The following is a 16,292-nucleotide window of genomic DNA, read 5'->3' as shown; positions in this document are numbered from 1 at the left end:
GACTTAGCCTCTTTTTCGACGATACGCGGGAGGGGTGCGGTTAATCGGCACTTCCTGCATTGGCATCACAGTGGTGGAAAACTCCTTCATTACCCGGCGATAAACATCACGTTTAAACGACACAACCTGACGAACCGGATACCAGAAACTCACCCAGCGCCACCCGTCAAATTCGGGCGTGCTGCTGCGTTGCATATTGATGTCTGCATCATTACACATGAGCTGTAACAGAAACCATTTTTGCTTTTGGCCGATACAGACCGGCTTTGTATCCCAACGCACCAAACGTTTTGGCAATTTATAACGTAACCAGTTGCGAGTCGAAGCCAGAATACGAACGTCTTTTCTACTCAGTCCCACTTCTTCAAACAGTTCACGATACATGGCCTGCTCGGCGGTTTCTCCGGGGTTAATGCCCCCTTGTGGAAACTGCCAGGAGTGCTGTCCATACCGACGGGCCCACAAAACTTGCCCCTGTTTGTCACAGATTACGATACCAACATTCGGGCGGTAGCCATCATCATCGATCACCGGACTACCTCGATAAGCTTAAAATGCATAGATACTCTGATTGTTTCATACTACCACTAGGCGGTAAACCACTGGTTATCACTCTATCCAAAAGGGCAAATCTGGGATAACTTGGACAAAACCTGAAAGTTATAAACAGTGCTTTACCCATTAAGAGAATTTTATTCACTTTTTCTGTGGATAGGTATGTGTAGAACATAAGAGTAAGAGGGGTAGAACTAATTTTAACTCAAGTTCCAGCCTCAAAAACCTTAAAATTAAATCCTTTAATAACATGTAGATAATAACATATCCACCGCCCTCCCCTAGCCTGTGGTTAATGGCTTAAGGGACAAAGATCATAAAGTGGCGAAAGATCGCACAATGTCGGTTTTATCCACAGATAAAAGCTAATTTCAGCTCATATATGGGACAAAACCTAACAAAACCCCTCTCGTCAAGCCTGTAAATGGAAACAGTGTTAAGAATTAGCAGGGTTATCCCACAAATCTGTGGATAAGTAGGTGGAAGATCCTGTTCATTGTGCCCGTCAACAGGTGATCAACTTTTAAAAAATCGCTATCGACTCAAGATTGCAGCCAAAAAAAACCACGTCAAATCATGCTATTATTCAGCTTAATCACAATGCACCAATTTTAATTTCCTCGCGCGCCAGTAGCTGTACGTTTTTTAACCAATACTGAAAGAGACTTTTTATGTCGATCCCCTTGCCTGCTCTCCAACCTCCTCTAGACGAACAAACCCTTCTTTTACGCGCGCAGTCGTTGGCTGGTTATACCTTGGGAGAGCTTGCCGAGCGGGCCGACATGGCGATTCCTCCTGATTTAAAAAGAGAAAAAGGCTGGGTTGGAATGCTGCTGGAAGTCTATTTAGGTGCGAGTGCGGGCAGTAAACCCGAGCAGGACTTTCCAGAAATCGGCGTCGAGCTTAAAACCATTCCAATTGACAGTTTCGGCAAGCCTCTAGAAACGACGTTTGTCTGCGTGGCGCCCTTAACTGGCAACAGTGGCGTGACTTGGGAGAGCAGTCACGTTCGCCACAAACTTGCACGCGTACTGTGGATCCCGGTTGAAGGGGAAAGGCAAATCCCGCTTTCGGTTCGCAGAGTCGGCACGCCTTTACTGTGGAGCCCTTCGCAAGAGGAAGAGCATCAGCTGCGCCAAGACTGGGAAGAGTTGATGGACCTTATCGTACTTGGGAAAGTCGAAAGCATTACGGCGCGCCACGGCGAGGTGCTGCAACTTCGCCCCAAGGCGGCAAACAATAAAGCCAGAACTCTAGCTATCGGCGAAAAAGGTCAGCCTATCATGACGTTACCGCGTGGCTTTTATATCAAGAAAAGTTTTACCCGCCAGCTGCTGGCCCGTCATTTCTTGCTTTGACTCCCTTTCTTTCTATTAAAATTGGCGAATCTTTATTCTTTGCTAATCTTATCGAAGTATCCATTCAGGCTAAATTTATAGCTATCAAGAAAATCTATAGGGCTATTCAGGCTAAATATAAGGGCTCAACCATGAAAAATGCTATTAAGCTGCTCGGTGCTTTAGGTATCGCGTTTACTTTAATGGGATGTTCCAGTGATTACGTTATTGCCACCAAAGATGGCAACATGATCCTGACTCAAGGCAAACCCGAACTCGACAGCAATACCGGTTTATTGAGTTACGAAGATGCACAGGGTAATGAACACCAAATCAATAATGATCAGGTTTCGCAAATGATGAAACGCTAACCCTGATTCTATTAATTGAACAATCCCGCTTTACCCATTCATATCAGCTTCTGAACAGGTAAAAACTCAGCTACCGGCAGCAAAAACGCCGGTATTCGTGCTGCTTCCATTAAAGCCCTACGATTTTAGGTATGCGGGTTTTTGCCTGCGAACTTTTGCCTGTGGAAAGATTGCCACCAGCAATTCCATACAGGCAAGCGCAGCGACAACGCTTATAAACGCATTTTTACCAGCGGCGGCCACTATCCATTCCCCTAACGCAGGAAAACCAAAAATCCCCAGAAAATAGGCCAGAACAAACCAGGTCATGACGGCGTGGCGATGTATCTGTTCCGAACTATTAATAGCCCAGGTTTGAATAACCGGATAAACCAGCCCATATCCCAGCCCCGTCAACACGGCTGACAGAATATGAAATGCCCTGTGCTGCTGAATGCCAAACAGACATAATATGCCGATAATCAGACACAGCATTAATGCGGGAATTAACTTTTCGCGCTTAATTTTGGTTAAATGTCGTGCCAGGAAAATGCGGGCGCAGACCACGGTGGTGACATGAAATGCGTAAAAGGTTTCCGCCTTTGAGTCTGAATTTTGAGTAAGAAAAACTTGAAACGCCATAATAGCTGAAAATAACCCTCCGCCTAACCCTACCATAATAATAGGTTTAATGGCGGCGCTGCTTTTAATAACTTTAATGTTTCTCACCCACGATCTGAGTTTTGGTTTGTTTTTTAATAACGGTTCCTTTCGTTCAAAGCTTGCTAATAATAAAGCAGCAAAAATTGCGGTACATCCCACAATTAAATAAACTGTTTTAATATCGAAGGCTAACCCTTTCATTGCCATGCTTAGTAGAATAGGCGTTCCACATATTCCTGCCATTTGAAACGCGCTAAAGCAAGTAAACCAACTTCCTCTTTGCGCATCTGAAACTCTGTCTGACAAAGCCATCGGTCCGCTGATGTAGAAAATCCCCCAGCCTAATCCGATAAGAGTGACCGCCAAAAAAGTAATATTTCCTGCGGCCTCAGTAGCTGTGCCGAGCAATATAAACCCCGTAGCCATCGCCAACGCAGCCAGTACGGTAAAGCGCGCCGCGTTAATGATTCCAGAAAGCCAGCCTACCAATGGAACTCCAATCAATGTTCCTACCAATGCAAAACCCAGTGTGAATCCGACGTCAGAATCACTCAAGCCTCGGGAGTGCAGATAGAACGATATTAAAAAGGTGGCGCCATAGCCTGCTGCCATGAAAAAGGTTCCAAAAAGCAGGTAAATTGCCGACGACGATTTCATCACCAAAGCTCCATGTCAAAAAGCAGATTTATTAACCCTCCGGGAAAGAAGCACAGAGTACATAAATTCGACTCTATTAAAAAACGATCGACGGGAATAATGGCCTTTATATTTTTAAATAGGGATACACCTCGAGGTTTCGATAAAAAATAAAATAATTCATTGACGCGAGTAAACCTCTACTTATTAAATGATACAAAAGCAATAAACATTAAAATGAAGATGCATTATGAAATAAATTAATATTACTGTTTATGGAACCTATTCCATTAAGTTTATAAACCAGAACTTTTCATAATATTTAACCTCGTTCACAGCAATTTTCTGATTTAAAGACGTTAGCAATTCAGGCGCTTTGCCCCTTTGCTCTTCCCCCACTGGCCTCCGTTGTATATAGTCAAAGATGCGTGGCGGCTGTGTAACGCGCTTTTTTGGTTATAAAAGACTGTGCTGTGCGTCAATCGACAGGTTGCCAATGTCCACATTTTCACGCGCCAGCCAGACATTCTCAGACACTAAGGAAGACAGGCAATGCAATATCACCGTATACCCCATAGTTCTTTAGAAGTGAGCGTACTGGGATTGGGCACCATGACATATGGTGAACAGAACAGTGAAGCCGAAGCTCACCAGCAGCTCGATTACGCCCTCGCGGCGGGTATTAACCTGATCGATACCGCCGAAATGTATCCGGTTCCTCCGCGTCCTGAAACGCAGGGATTGACCGAAAGCTATATTGGTAGCTGGATCAAAGCGCGCGGCAATCGTGAAAAAATCATTCTGGCAAGCAAGGTCGCGGGACCTTCGCGTGGCAACGATGCGTCGATTCGTCCGGGCCAGGTGCTTGATCGTAAAAACATTCGCGCCGCGCTGGATGCCAGCCTGAAGCGTCTGAATACCGATTACATTGACCTGTACCAGCTGCACTGGCCGCAGCGTCCGACCAACTTTTTCGGCAAGCTAGGTTACACTTACAGCCCCGATAATTCGCCGGTCACGCTGCTTGAAACGCTGGAAGCTCTGAACGAGCAGGTGCGCGCGGGTAAAATTCGCTACATCGGCGTATCCAACGAAACGCCTTGGGGCGTGATGCGTTATCTGCAATTGGCCGAAAAGCATAACCTGCCGCGTATCGTGTCGATTCAAAACCCGTACAGCCTGCTGAACCGCAGCTTTGAAGTTGGATTAGCCGAAATCAGCCAGCACGAAGGTGTCGAGCTGCTGGCTTATTCGAGTCTGGCGTTTGGTACGCTGAGCGGCAAATATCTCAATGGCGCGAAGCCGGCGGGCGCACGTAATACGCTGTTCAGCCGCTTTACTCGCTACTCGTCGCCTCAGTCTGAAGCCGCCGTGGCCGAATATGTCGGACTGGCGAAGAAGCTGAATCTTGATCCGTCACAGATGGCGCTGGCCTTTGTTCGTCAACAGCCGTTCGTCGCCAGCACCCTGCTCGGCGCGACCACGCTGGAACAGCTGAAGATTAATATCGACAGTCAGGACCTGACGCTGGACGAAGAAGTGATCAACGCGCTGGAAGAGATCCACAAACGCTTTACCATTCCTGCGCCATAGTAGGCTGCTTTGTAGACTTATATTGCAGGATCAAAAAAGGGCGCCGAGTGCGCCCTTTCTCTTTCACGAAGCTTGGTTGCCTCGTGATTAGCGACGTTTTTGTTTAATCTGCCATACCCACAGACCGGCAATTGCCAAGGCAAACACTACGCCAAAACCCACGCCAATCGCGATGACCGGCGCGCCCAGCATTACCACCAGCGAATAAAGCCCCAACATCAGCAACATTGCCGTGTTTTCGCCAAGATTCTGTACTGCAATCGCATTACCTGCACCGACCGTCTGTTTACCTAGATGCTGTAACAGTGCGTTCAGCGGCACGACGAAAAATCCACCTAACACGCCGATCAGCGCCAGTAAAATATAGGCATTGAGCATGCTGTGTTGCAGGCTGAAAATCACCACCACAACGCCAATGCAGATCCCTGCGGGCAGGCAACGTTTAACTGTTTTCAAGGTAATCAGCCGCGCGGCCGCGCCTGCACCAAGCACAATTCCAACCGCCACCATGGCGTTGAGCAGCGTAGGCGTGGTGTTATCGCCAATTCCCAACGCCACCGGCACCCACAGCACCAGCAGAAAACGCAGCGTTACGCCCGCGCCCCAAAACAGGCTCGTGCCGACCAGTGAAAAACGCGTGTCGGCGTCGTTCCACAGCGTTTTACAGGCGCTAAAGAAAGTGGAAGACATGCGACGCGGATTCCACGATTGGCCCGGCCGCGCTGCCGTCAGCTTTGGAATAAAGATATTGGCCGCGACCGCCGCCGCATAGGCCAGCCCGCAGATAATCAGCGCCGCCGTGATGTGCCAATCGGCCAGCGCGCCACCGGCAACCGAGCCGAGCAGAATCGCGGCGATAGTCGAAGACTCCATCAAACCATTGGCTTTAACTAACTGATCGCCGGAAGTTATCTCGCCCAAAATACCGTATTTGGCCGGTGAATAAGCCGCCGCGCCCACGCCAACCAGCGCGTAGCCCAGAAAAGGATTAAAGCCGAAGCAAATAACCAGCGCGCCCAGCAATTTCAAGCCGTTAGCGACCATCATTACGCGCCCTTTGGCAAAGCTGTCGGCAAACTGCCCGACGAACGGCGCAAGAATAATGTACGCCGCCACGAACGCCATTTGCAGAATTGGCTGGCTCCAATCGGGATAAAGCTGCTGCTTGATAAGCGCGAGCGTGGCGAACAACAGCGCGTTATCGCCAAACGCCGACAGAAATTGGGCGACAATCACGGCGGTCATGCTGCGCGACATCAGGGGGAATTTGCTCCCCAACGGCTTATTCATGCGTACTCTCCGGGTTTTCTGCCATTTCGCGCAGGGTCACAAAATCGGGTTTGCCGCTGCCGAGTAAAGGCAGGGCTTTGACTACGCGGATATCGCGCGGCACGGCAAGCTCGGGAATGCCCAGTTCACGGGCGCTTTTGGAAAGCCTATCGCGTGTTAATTCGCCGTCGGTAGTAAATAGCACCAACGCCTCGCCTTTCGCGCTGTCAGTGCGCGAGGTGGCGGCGTGCTGCGCGTCGGGAGAAACGTTAATCGCCAACTGCTCGACACTTTCGAGTGAAACCATTTCGCCAGCAAGTTTGGCAAAACGTTTTACGCGACCGCGAATGGCGCAGAAGCCCTGCTCGTCGAGCGTCACAATATCGCCTGTGTCATACCAGCCCGGCTCGACATCGCCCTGCGCATTTTCTGCAGCGGGCGTTTCGAGCACGCCCGGATTTTCGACCCGCAAATAGCCTTTCATAATATTCGGACCACGCAGTTGAAGACGCCCGCCCTTGTCGATTCCAGGCACGTTAATCAGTCGCGACTGCATGCCCGGCAGGATTTTACCGACCATATTGACCTTGGCCGCCATCGGCACGTTGATAGCGACCACTGGCGCGCATTCGGTCACGCCGTAGCCCTCGAGGATCCGCAGTCCAAACTTGTTTTGCCAGATTTCTTTAGTGCTGTCAGAAAGTTTTTCCGCCCCTGCCACCACGTAGCGAACCCGTGCAAAATCATAAGGATGAGCAAAGCGGGCATAGTTGCCGAGGAAGGTCGAGGTGCCAAACAGCACGGTACAGTTTTGGTCGTAAACCAGCTCCGGCACGATGCGATAATGTAGCGGACTCGGATAAAGAAACACTCGCGCGCCGGTCATCAGCGGCGTAAACAGGCCAACGGTCAGGCCAAACGCGTGGAACAGCGGCAGTGCCGACATAAAACGGTCGCGCGGGGTGAAATCGGCCACGGTACGAATCTGCTCGACGTTGGCAAGCAGGCTGGCGTGAGAATGCACCACGCCTTTTGGATTGCCCTCCGAGCCCGAGGTAAACAGCACCAGCGCGGCATCGTCCGGCTGCTGGGGCAGCATGGCTTTGCGCGGGAAGATCAGGTGAAATAAAATCCACAGCTTGTCTTCACGGGTGACGGTGTCTTTGAGATCCTCGAGATAAACCCATTTTACCTCGGTGACCTGTTCCGGCAGCTGCGTGAGCTTGCCCTTTTCGAGAAACTGCCGCGAGGTAACGATAGTCTTGATTTGCGCCGCCTTGGCCGCGCTTTTGAGGCCCTTCGCGCCCGAGGTGTAATTCAGCAGCGCGGGAACGCGATTGCGCATCGACGCGCCAAAAATTGCCGCCGCCGTGATGGTCGCATTCGGCAACAGCATGCCAACATGCTCACCTTCTTCAGTGAAACGCTGCAAAATTCGGCTGACGCCCAGCGATTTTTTCAGTAATCCCTGATAGCTGTCCTCTTTAAAGGCGATGTCGGCGATACACGGCTTGCGGCGACCATAGCGGGTCTGCGCGGAAAGCAAAGCCTGATACAGCGTTTCAGGCGGGCGGGTCGCCATTCGGGCTTCCATCATAATGCTGTGCAAACGCTGTCCGGCCAGCACGCGACGGTCACGGGCGCGCGGCGCTTCGGGCATTGGCACGGTTTGGGCGGGCAAAATGTTGAGGGTGATTTTCGGGAACCAGCGCAGTTTAAAGCTGCCGTTCAGGCGGCTGAAAAACGTAAACTCCGCGCCATCGATGCGAATCGGAATGACGGCAGCCTGCGATTTGGCGGCCACAAAACCTGCACCGTCATAAATCTTCATTAATGAGCCGGTAACGGTGATGCGTCCTTCGGGGAATACCACAACGGGCCGCCCCTTCTCTATTTCGCGCATCAGGCGTTTAAGCGCCATCGGTCGGGTGGGATCCAGCGGAACGAAGTCGATATGCGGCTTCAGCCAGCGCATGTACCAGCTTTCGGTGATATTGGAATAGACGGCAAACACCGGTTTTATCGGCAGAAAGAGCACCAGCAGCACCGCGTCAATAAATGAAACGTGGTTTGGCGTCAGCAGCATCTTCGGATAGTTGAACTGCGCGTTGGCGGGTTCAACGCTCACGCGGAAAATCAGCTTAAAAAATGCGCGGAAAAATGAGTATAACAACCGATAGAGCATTCCGTTCCCCTCTGAATTTGTACCTATCCGAATGAGAACAGGCAGTTATCGAGGGTATCACAGCCGGCCTTTCTTTGACGACAGCAAAGGGTTATCAGACAAAAATCAGGAAAATATCCTAAAAAAATCCGGAAAAATCAGATCTTACTCAGGAATAAATCAGATCTTATTCAGCGAAAAATCAGAAATAAATCAGGGATAAACTGAATCAGAGGCAAAAAAAAACCTACGCATCTGCGTAGGTTGGTGCAATGTTAATCGGTTTCAACATGCAGAACATGTTGATGATTCACCAATCAATACCTCTGGGATCACCAACATTAAAGAAGCCCGCCCAAATGCTCTAGCTTTCAATCGCAAGAGTTATGCGCAAACTGCAACCAACTGTAAAAATTGTCACACTGAATGTAAGGAAGAGGTTTTTTAGTTGTGAACTACAGGTTGATGAGTTGTGAAAATAGATGAATTACTTAGGAATTAAACGGGAATAGACAATGAGGTAAAAAAAACCTACGCATCCGCGTAGGTTGGTGCAATTTCAATCGGTATCAACATACAGCTGCATATTGACATTCACCAATCAATACCTCTGGGACTGTTAATGTAGCCGCTGACGGCGCTCCCCGACCAGCGGGGAATCGCAACATTAAGCCGCAAAGTGTAACCAGCGGTGAGAATCAAACAGCCGATACTTCCATCCGCGAGACTTCAACCAAACAGCTCATGGCGTTCGGGCCCTGCGTCAGGCGCGAAGTACCAATGTCCAAGGTCAGCACATTCGGATTGCCCGCCTGCTCGGTTTCCAGCCATTTCTGGCCGAAGCCCGGATTAAACCACGCGCCCGTCGCCATCAGCACCACCTGGCGGGTGATCCCATCGTTTAGCGAAACACCCGCCAGACAGCTACCGCGATCGTTGCTGACTTTAATCAGGTCGCCCTCTTTGAGCTGCCGCGCCGCCGCGTCGTCTGGATGCATAAACAGCGTCTCTTTGCCGGCGGTTTTATTGCTCTGCGCCAACGGCGTCTGGTCAAGCTGGCTGTGCAAACGGTCTTTCGGCTGAATGGAGATAAGATGCAGCGGCCAGCGTTTGGCGGTTTCTGCACCTAACCATTCGACGGGCGGCTGCCACTGTGGATGCGGCGCGAAATCTTCATATTTGTAGTCCGCGATTTTCTGACTGAACAGCTCGATTTTACCACTCTGCGTGCCGAGCGGGTTGGCGCGCGGGCTTTTGCGGAAGGCATCGAAGAACACATAATCTTTTTCAGGCTTCGGCAGTTCGACAAATCCGCGCTCCCAGAAAGTGTCGAAATCAGGCCATTCGACTTCAGTGCCTCCCTGCGCCTGCCCACACTGTTTGTAAATCGCGCGTAGCCAATCCTGCTCGTCGCGACCCTGCGTGTAAGCTTCGCGATAACCCAGACGCTCGGCTAAATCGGCAAAGATATCAAAGTCATTGCGCGCCTGATGCTGCGGTTTAACCGCCTGATGCATCGCCAGCACAAAGCGATCGCGGGAGGAACCGCCAATGTCGTTTCGCTCCAGCGAGGTCGTCGCGGGCAGCACGATATCGGCCATCGAAGCAGCCGGCGTCCAGACATTGTCCTGCACAATAATGGTGTCAGGCTTTTGCCAGCCTTCGACCAGGCGATTGAGCTGCTGATGATGGTGGAACGGATTGCCGCCCGCCCAGTGCACCAGATGAATATCCGGATAGTTGAGCGTTTCGCCCTGAAATTCGTAGGGCTGGCCCGGATTCAGCAGCATGTCGCTGATGCGCGCCACCGGAATAGACAGTCCCGACGGATTAGGGCCGGTACTCACGGCGGGCCCGGGCGTATCGTGGCGCGGATTACCTACGCTGTTCATTGAACCGTGCCCAAACGAGAAGCCGCCGCCCGGCAGACCAACCTGCCCCAGCATCGCCGAAAGCGCAATCATCATCCAGTAAGGCTGCTCGCCACGATGCGCGCGCTGCACGGAATAGGAGCAGGTAATAAAGCTGCGCACGCCAATCAGCTGTTCGGCCAATTTGGCAATGCGCGCGGCAGGCACGCCGGTGATCGCGCTGGCCCATTCCGGCGTTTTCGCCACGCCGTCATTTTCACCGTTGAGATACGCTGCCAACTGCGGATAACCCACGCAGTGGCTGGCGAGAAACGCACTGTCCTGCGCCTCTTTACGTTGAATTTCATAGGCGACCGCCATCATCAGCGCGGCGTCGGTGTTGGGGCGAATCGGGATCCACTCCGCATTCACAAACGCCGGGCAGTCGTCGCGCATCGGGCTGATATTGATAATCGGCGTGCCCTTTTTCGCGAGCTGCTCGAGCGCAGGTTTGAGCGTATGTTCGACCGCACCGCCGGAAGCGACCTGCGCGTTTTTCAGCGCCAATCCGCCAAAGGCCAGCAAGATTTCACAGTGTTCAACCACGCTCGGCCAAGTGGTCACGCGGCCCGTCAGCGGCGTATAAGTGCCAATCACGTACGGCAGGAAAAACTGCGCCGAGCCCCAGCTGTAGTTGCCCTGCTGGTCCACGCCGCCGCCACCGCTGAAATAAAAACGGCGCACCAGTGACCGAGCGTGATGTAAACGTCCGGCAGAGGACCAACCGTAGGAGCCGGTAAAAATACCCGCCGCGCCGTACCTTTCGCGCACGCGGCGATTCTCTTCGGCCACCAAATCGAGCGCGACGTCCCAATCAACCTCGACAAAATCTTCTTTGCCGCGCAGCGTTCTATCGCTGTTTTCGCGTTTTTGCAGCCACGAGCGGCGCACCGCCGGTTTGCGAATTCGCTTGTCGGAATAGAGTAATTCGGGGATCGAAGCGAGCATCGGAGAAGGATCGCTATCCGCAGAGTAAGGTTCGCAACGAATCAGACGTCCGTCTTCGACAACGGCCGTGTACGCGCCCCAATGGGCCAACTGCGGATAACGTTTTATAGACATGTTTTTCTCGGTGCTGGTGCGGTTAAAAAGTCAAAATAACACTTAAGCAAATTAAATAGTGGAGGAGAACGGTTTTGCTCGCGCGGCTTGCTGGGCAATAAAATAACAATCCTGCTCGCCAGACTCAAAGCACAAATGGCGATAAGCCGCTGCAAAATTCCTCTAACATTTATCCTGCGCAAGTTATGGAGATCAAAAGAGTTAATTTCTGCACTGACAGCGCGTATTATTCGCCGTGTTGTTTGTCTCTAAATTGGTCATATTGCCGCGCTTGCTTGTGAAGTTGCGATCTAGGTCCCTTGCAGACCGCGCGCTTTTCCGCAAAACTGAATGATGTAAACGTTTACCCTCAATACGCTGGATATTCAAAAATGGCTACGATTAAGGATGTCGCAAAACTGGCGGGTGTTTCTGTCGCAACGGTTTCACGCGTGATTAACCACTCGCCCAAGGCCAGTGAAAGCTCGCGCGAAGCCGTGACCAACGCGATGCTCGAATTGCAGTATCATCCTAACGCCAACGCCCGCGCGCTTGCTCAGCAGGTGACTGAAACGTTGGGCCTTATTGTTGCCGATGTCTCCGATCCCTTTTTTGGCGCGATGGTAAAAGCCGTCGAGCAGGTGGCTTACACCACCGGCAATTTTTTACTGATTGGTAACGGTTACCACAACGTCGATAAAGAGCGGCAGGCGATTGAACAGCTGATTCGCCATCGCTGCGCGGCGCTGGTGGTTCACGCAAAAATGCTGCCCGAAGACGAGCTGTCGAGCCTGATGCGACAGATCCCCGGCATGGTGCTTATCAACCGCACGCTGCCGGAGTTTGCCCATCGCTGCGTGGCGCTCGACGATCGCTACGGTTCCTGGCTTGCGACCCGACATCTGATTCAGGCCGGTCACCAGCGCATCGCCATTTTGTGTTCAAATCACGACATTTCCGACGCCAAAGATCGGTTGCAGGGTTATATGGACGCGCTCGAAGAGCATGGTATTCCGGTTGATGAGCGACTGATCGTTTCGGCGGCACCCGACGAAGTTGGCGGCGAGCAGGCGATTACCGAGCTGCTCGGCCACGGCAAAAACTTTACCGCCGTGACGTGTTACAACGATCCGATGGCGGCCGGTGCGCTTTCTGTTTTAAGTGATAACGGCATTGACGTACCGGGCGAGATTTCGCTGATTGGCTTTGATGACGTGCTGATTTCGCGCTATTTGCGCCCGCGTTTGACCACGATTCGTTATCCGGTCATTGCGATGGCAACGCAGGCCGCACAGTTGGCGCTGGCACTGGCAAAAGGCCAGCCGCTGCCCGAAACCACCAATATGTTTAGCCCGACGTTAGTGCGTCGACATTCGGTAAGCGTGCCTTTTCAATAAGTTAACGCAGTAGAGGGTTGGATTTTCAAGCGGCAGAATTATAGCTTTTAGCTATAACTTTTAAGGACAGCGCTATAGCTTTTAAGAACAGCACTACAGCTTTTAAGAACAGCGCTACAGCTTTTGATGATAAACCTTCACCGGCAAATCAGGATATTCCAGCGCATCGCCTATATATTGCCAGCCGTGGCGCTCGTAATAGCCCGAAAATTTTGACCACAAATAAAGTTCTTTGAAACCCGCGTTGCGGCTGTACTGCGTCACAAAAGCTTGCAGCCGCTGGCCAATTCCCTGCGATCGCCACGCCTCATCGATATATAACGCCGCCAGCCACGGGGTTAGATCCTGCCGGCTGATTAAATCACAGCGCCAGATTCCGACCGTGCCCACCAGTTTTCCGTCATCGAGCGCAATAAAGGTGAGCGGCAGATCTGCGCCACTCAGGCTGCTATCGACAACGCTTGCAAAAAACGCGCGGCTATTTTCACTGCCGAACGCCTGCCACAGCCACTCTATGACCTGCTCGCGATGCTGTGGCTGCTGCGTAAGGTTGTCGATGATTAACATTTTTTCTTCTTATTTACAGGAAGTTAAAACATTACAGCAGATCAAGTGCTACAGCAGTTCAAGCGCCAGCAGCTCGTCGATGGTCTGACGGCGGCGAATCAGGCGCGGCACGCCGTTTTCGAACAGCACTTCAGGGATCAGCGGACGGCTGTTGTAGTTTGATGACATTGAAGCACCATAGGCGCCCGTGTCGTGGAACACCAGATAATCGCCAATTTCTGCCTGTGGCAGGAAACGGGTTTCCACGCCGCCGCCCGCCTGCTGGGTGAAAACGTCGCCCGATTCGCACAGCGGACCTGCAATCACCGACTCGCGCAGCGGCTGCTGGCTCAGGTCACGACCGTCGGCGGCCAACACGGAAATATGATGATAGCTGCCGTACATTGACGGACGCATCAGGTCGTTGAAACCAGCATCCACCAGCACATAATGACGGCTGCCCATCGATTTAATGGCGCGGATTTGCGCGACTAATACACCTGATTCGGCGGCCAGATAGCGGCCCGGCTCAATTTCCAGCCCAACCGGATGACCCAAGTGCGCGGCAATCTGCTCGCGAGCGCGGTTCCACAGGCCATAATAGTGGTCGGTATCGATCGATTCGCCGCCAAACTGGTAAGGGATCGACAGACCGCCGCCCGCAGAAATCGCTTCAATATCATGACCTAATTCAATCACCTGCTGCACCATCGTGTCACAGACTTGCTCGAGGTGCGCATAGTCGACGCCGGATCCGATGTGCATGTGAATACCCACCAGTTTGAGCTGATAGGCGTTGATTTTTTCCAGTGCCAGAGGCAAATCACCGAACCAGATCCCGTGCTTGCTGTTTTCGCCGCCGGTATTGGTTTTTTGGCTGTGGCCGTGACCAAAGCCCGGATTAACGCGCAGCCACACCGGATGACCCGGCTTCTGCTGGCCAATCTGCTCGAGCATGTCGACGGAACCGGCGTTGACAGGAATCGACAGTTCGGTAACGCGGTCTAACGTTGGCTGGTCCAGCAAGTCGGCGGTGAATACAATTTCACTGTGCTCGCCCGGCTGATAACCCGGCTTGAAACCGGCATGCAGCGCGCGTTCGATTTCGCCGAGGGAAACGGAATCGACGTTAACGCCCTGCTCGCGCATCAGGCGCAGAATGTGAATGTTCGAGCTGGCTTTCTGGGCGAAGCGGATGACGTCAAACTGACGCAGTTGCGCGATACGCTGCTCGATAATCTGCGCGTCATAGGCCCAAACCGGGCAGCCAAACTCTTTTACCACATTCAGCAGGTTAGCGCCGGTCAGTGCATTATCGGTGTTGGAAAGTTCAAAAGGCATCAGCTTCTCCACAGAGCCGCCGAGGATGATCGACGAGCTCGAATTTAAGGATTTATTCGTTATGTGATCATTATGCCGCGCGCCCGTTCGGGGATAAAATATCTATTTAGCCTGAGTCTATTCATTTATGATATGGAATAGTTCCGCTCTAGAGTTCCATTAATGCCTGCTATTTCCCTGCGTCACATTGAAATTTTTCACGCCGTGATGACCACCGGCAATCTCACCGAGGCCGCAGCGCTGTTGCAGACTTCGCAGCCGACGGTGAGTCGCGAGTTAGCGCGCTGTGAAAAACTGCTGAGTCTTCAGCTATTTGAGCGAGTGCGGGGCAGGCTGCATCCGACGGCGCAGGGTTTGCGGCTGTTTGAGGAGGTACAACGTTCTTATTACGGCCTCGATCGCATTATCAATGCCGCCGCCGGTATTCGCCAGTTTGAGCAGGCGCAGCTTTCCATCGTTTGTCTTCCTGTGTTTAGCCAATCGCTGTTACCGGCGGTGTGTCAGCCTTTTTTGCAGCATTACCCCGAGGCGAGTTTCAACATTGTGCCGCAGGAGTCGCCTCTGCTTGAGGAGTGGCTCTCAGCGCAGCGCCACGATCTTGGCATCACCGAGAATCAGCACACGCCTGCCGGCACGCAGCGGGAAACTGTACTTACGCTTAACGAAGTCTGCGTGCTGCCTGCGGACCATCCGCTGGCGCAAAAATCGCTGATTTCTCCCGAGGATTTCAGCGGTCTGAATTTTATTAGCCTTTCCGCCACGGACAATTATCGTCAACTACTGGACGCGCTGTTCCTCGAGCGCGGAATTCAGCGCCGCATGGTGATGGAGACGCACAGCGCGGCCTCCGTTTGCAGCATGGTGGCGCAAGGTATCGGCGTGTCGATCGTCAACCCGTTGACCGCGCTTGATTATGCGCATTCATCAAACGGCAGCCGCCGCGTTGTAGTCCGCGCTTTCAGCGAGGCCATTCCCTTCACCGTGAGCCTCATCCGCCCGCTCCACCGCCCCGCCTCCTCCCTCGTCGACACTTTCGTCACTCACCTTCGCCAAGAAGCCGAAAAATTTCCCAAACTGCTCGACACCGTTCTTTAAAAGACAAGCTTCTGATTTGCTGTTGTTTGAAGGATCGGCCCTTGACCGCCTAAAAAGATTCGCCCGTGAAGTCTGAGCGATTGGCTTTTGACCGCCTAAAGGATTCGTCCGTAAATTTCGAGGTATCGGCCCATGACCGCCTAAAGGATTCCGTCCGTGAAGTCTGAGCGATCGGCTTTTGACCGCCTAAAGGATTCCGTTTTTGTAGTAGAGACTGTAATTGGCGGTATCAGGGCGGCGCGGAACGGAGTTGAAGAAGACGTTTTTGGCTTCTGAGCGAAGTGACGGGAGCGCGAAGCGCCGCGACCCACGCCACACGTTGGAGTCGCTGGAAAGATCTCCCTTTTTAATCCTCATGTACCCGCTGTGGAAAAAAAGCTTGGGATTCCAAAGGG

Annotated in this window: 12 protein-coding genes; 5 read left to right on the top strand and 7 right to left on the bottom strand. The window is 52.2% G+C overall.

Annotation, left to right across the window (positions count from 1 at the left end):
- Positions 1–3: 3 nt before the first annotated feature.
- Entirely contained in the window at positions 4–531 is a 528-nt protein-coding gene (gene rppH, locus SC206_RS12375; protein ID WP_332737637.1) for an RNA pyrophosphohydrolase, read from the bottom strand.
- A gap of 695 nt (positions 532–1,226) precedes the next feature.
- Here rppH and mutH point away from each other — a divergent pair.
- On the top strand, positions 1,227–1,913 hold the full coding sequence (mutH, locus tag SC206_RS12370; protein WP_332737635.1) for a DNA mismatch repair endonuclease MutH: 687 nt from the start codon (positions 1,227–1,229) through the stop codon (positions 1,911–1,913).
- A gap of 131 nt (positions 1,914–2,044) precedes the next feature.
- Positions 2,045–2,263: a YgdI/YgdR family lipoprotein gene (locus SC206_RS12365; RefSeq protein ID WP_332737633.1), complete on the top strand. Its 219-nt coding sequence runs from the start codon at positions 2,045–2,047 to the stop codon at positions 2,261–2,263.
- A gap of 117 nt (positions 2,264–2,380) precedes the next feature.
- Here SC206_RS12365 and SC206_RS12360 read toward each other — a convergent pair whose 3' ends face one another.
- On the bottom strand, positions 2,381–3,562 hold the full coding sequence (locus SC206_RS12360) for an MFS transporter (RefSeq protein WP_332737631.1): 1,182 nt from the start codon (positions 3,560–3,562) through the stop codon (positions 2,381–2,383).
- Positions 3,563–4,093: 531 nt separating this feature from the next.
- On the opposite strand from SC206_RS12360, the gene SC206_RS12355 reads away from it, so the two are divergent.
- Entirely contained in the window at positions 4,094–5,134 is a 1,041-nt protein-coding gene (locus tag SC206_RS12355) for an NADP(H)-dependent aldo-keto reductase (RefSeq protein ID WP_332737629.1), read from the top strand.
- Between the two features lie 87 nt (positions 5,135–5,221).
- Here the strand turns inward: SC206_RS12355 and lplT are convergent, their stop codons facing one another.
- From lplT to SC206_RS12340, 3 genes are all read right to left on the bottom strand, one after another.
- The gene (gene lplT / locus SC206_RS12350) at positions 5,222–6,424 is read right to left on the bottom strand and encodes a lysophospholipid transporter LplT (protein ID WP_332737627.1); all 1,203 of its coding nucleotides are present in this window, start codon (positions 6,422–6,424) and stop codon (positions 5,222–5,224) included.
- Complete coding sequence (aas, locus tag SC206_RS12345; RefSeq protein ID WP_332737625.1) at positions 6,417–8,588, bottom strand: bifunctional acyl-ACP--phospholipid O-acyltransferase/long-chain-fatty-acid--ACP ligase; 2,172 nt, start codon at positions 8,586–8,588, stop codon at positions 6,417–6,419. The genes lplT and aas overlap by 8 nt, the downstream gene beginning before the upstream one ends.
- A 677-nt stretch (positions 8,589–9,265) precedes the next feature.
- Positions 9,266–11,539, bottom strand: coding sequence for a molybdopterin guanine dinucleotide-containing S/N-oxide reductase (locus SC206_RS12340; protein ID WP_332737623.1), 2,274 nt, complete (start codon positions 11,537–11,539; stop codon positions 9,266–9,268).
- Between the two features lie 371 nt (positions 11,540–11,910).
- Between SC206_RS12340 and galR the strand changes: the two genes are divergently transcribed.
- Positions 11,911–12,915, top strand: coding sequence for an HTH-type transcriptional regulator GalR (gene galR, locus SC206_RS12335; RefSeq protein WP_332737621.1), 1,005 nt, complete (start codon positions 11,911–11,913; stop codon positions 12,913–12,915).
- Positions 12,916–13,029: 114 nt separating this feature from the next.
- Here the strand turns inward: galR and SC206_RS12330 are convergent, their stop codons facing one another.
- Complete coding sequence (locus SC206_RS12330; RefSeq protein WP_332737619.1) at positions 13,030–13,482, bottom strand: GNAT family N-acetyltransferase; 453 nt, start codon at positions 13,480–13,482, stop codon at positions 13,030–13,032.
- Between the two features lie 48 nt (positions 13,483–13,530).
- Positions 13,531–14,802, bottom strand: coding sequence for a diaminopimelate decarboxylase (gene lysA, locus SC206_RS12325; RefSeq protein WP_332737617.1), 1,272 nt, complete (start codon positions 14,800–14,802; stop codon positions 13,531–13,533).
- A 162-nt stretch (positions 14,803–14,964) separates the two neighbouring features.
- On the opposite strand from lysA, the gene SC206_RS12320 reads away from it, so the two are divergent.
- Entirely contained in the window at positions 14,965–15,897 is a 933-nt protein-coding gene (locus SC206_RS12320) for a LysR family transcriptional regulator (RefSeq protein ID WP_332737615.1), read from the top strand.
- The last annotated feature ends 395 nt before the right edge of the window (positions 15,898–16,292 follow it).

Source organism: Rouxiella sp. T17 (assembly GCF_036663475.1).
Classification (GTDB): domain Bacteria; phylum Pseudomonadota; class Gammaproteobacteria; order Enterobacterales; family Enterobacteriaceae; genus Rouxiella.
The sequence above is the reverse complement of the archived record's forward strand: the minus strand, read 5'-3'. Positions and strand labels throughout refer to the sequence as shown.

What these genes read in the sequence shown, in the direction of transcription:
- lysA (WP_332737617.1), bottom strand. Translation starts at nt 14,802, where the DNA reads ATGCCTTTTGAACTTTCCAACACCGATAATGCACTGACCGGCGCTAAC.
- SC206_RS12360 (WP_332737631.1), bottom strand. Translation starts at nt 3,562, where the DNA reads ATGAAATCGTCGTCGGCAATTTACCTGCTTTTTGGAACCTTTTTCATG.
- mutH (WP_332737635.1), top strand. Translation starts at nt 1,227, where the DNA reads ATGTCGATCCCCTTGCCTGCTCTCCAACCTCCTCTAGACGAACAAACC.
- SC206_RS12355 (WP_332737629.1), top strand. Translation starts at nt 4,094, where the DNA reads ATGCAATATCACCGTATACCCCATAGTTCTTTAGAAGTGAGCGTACTG.
- SC206_RS12330 (WP_332737619.1), bottom strand. Translation starts at nt 13,482, where the DNA reads ATGTTAATCATCGACAACCTTACGCAGCAGCCACAGCATCGCGAGCAG.
- galR (WP_332737621.1), top strand. Translation starts at nt 11,911, where the DNA reads ATGGCTACGATTAAGGATGTCGCAAAACTGGCGGGTGTTTCTGTCGCA.
- SC206_RS12365 (WP_332737633.1), top strand. Translation starts at nt 2,045, where the DNA reads ATGAAAAATGCTATTAAGCTGCTCGGTGCTTTAGGTATCGCGTTTACT.
- SC206_RS12340 (WP_332737623.1), bottom strand. Translation starts at nt 11,539, where the DNA reads ATGTCTATAAAACGTTATCCGCAGTTGGCCCATTGGGGCGCGTACACG.
- lplT (WP_332737627.1), bottom strand. Translation starts at nt 6,424, where the DNA reads ATGAATAAGCCGTTGGGGAGCAAATTCCCCCTGATGTCGCGCAGCATG.
- SC206_RS12320 (WP_332737615.1), top strand. Translation starts at nt 14,965, where the DNA reads ATGCCTGCTATTTCCCTGCGTCACATTGAAATTTTTCACGCCGTGATG.
- aas (WP_332737625.1), bottom strand. Translation starts at nt 8,588, where the DNA reads ATGCTCTATCGGTTGTTATACTCATTTTTCCGCGCATTTTTTAAGCTG.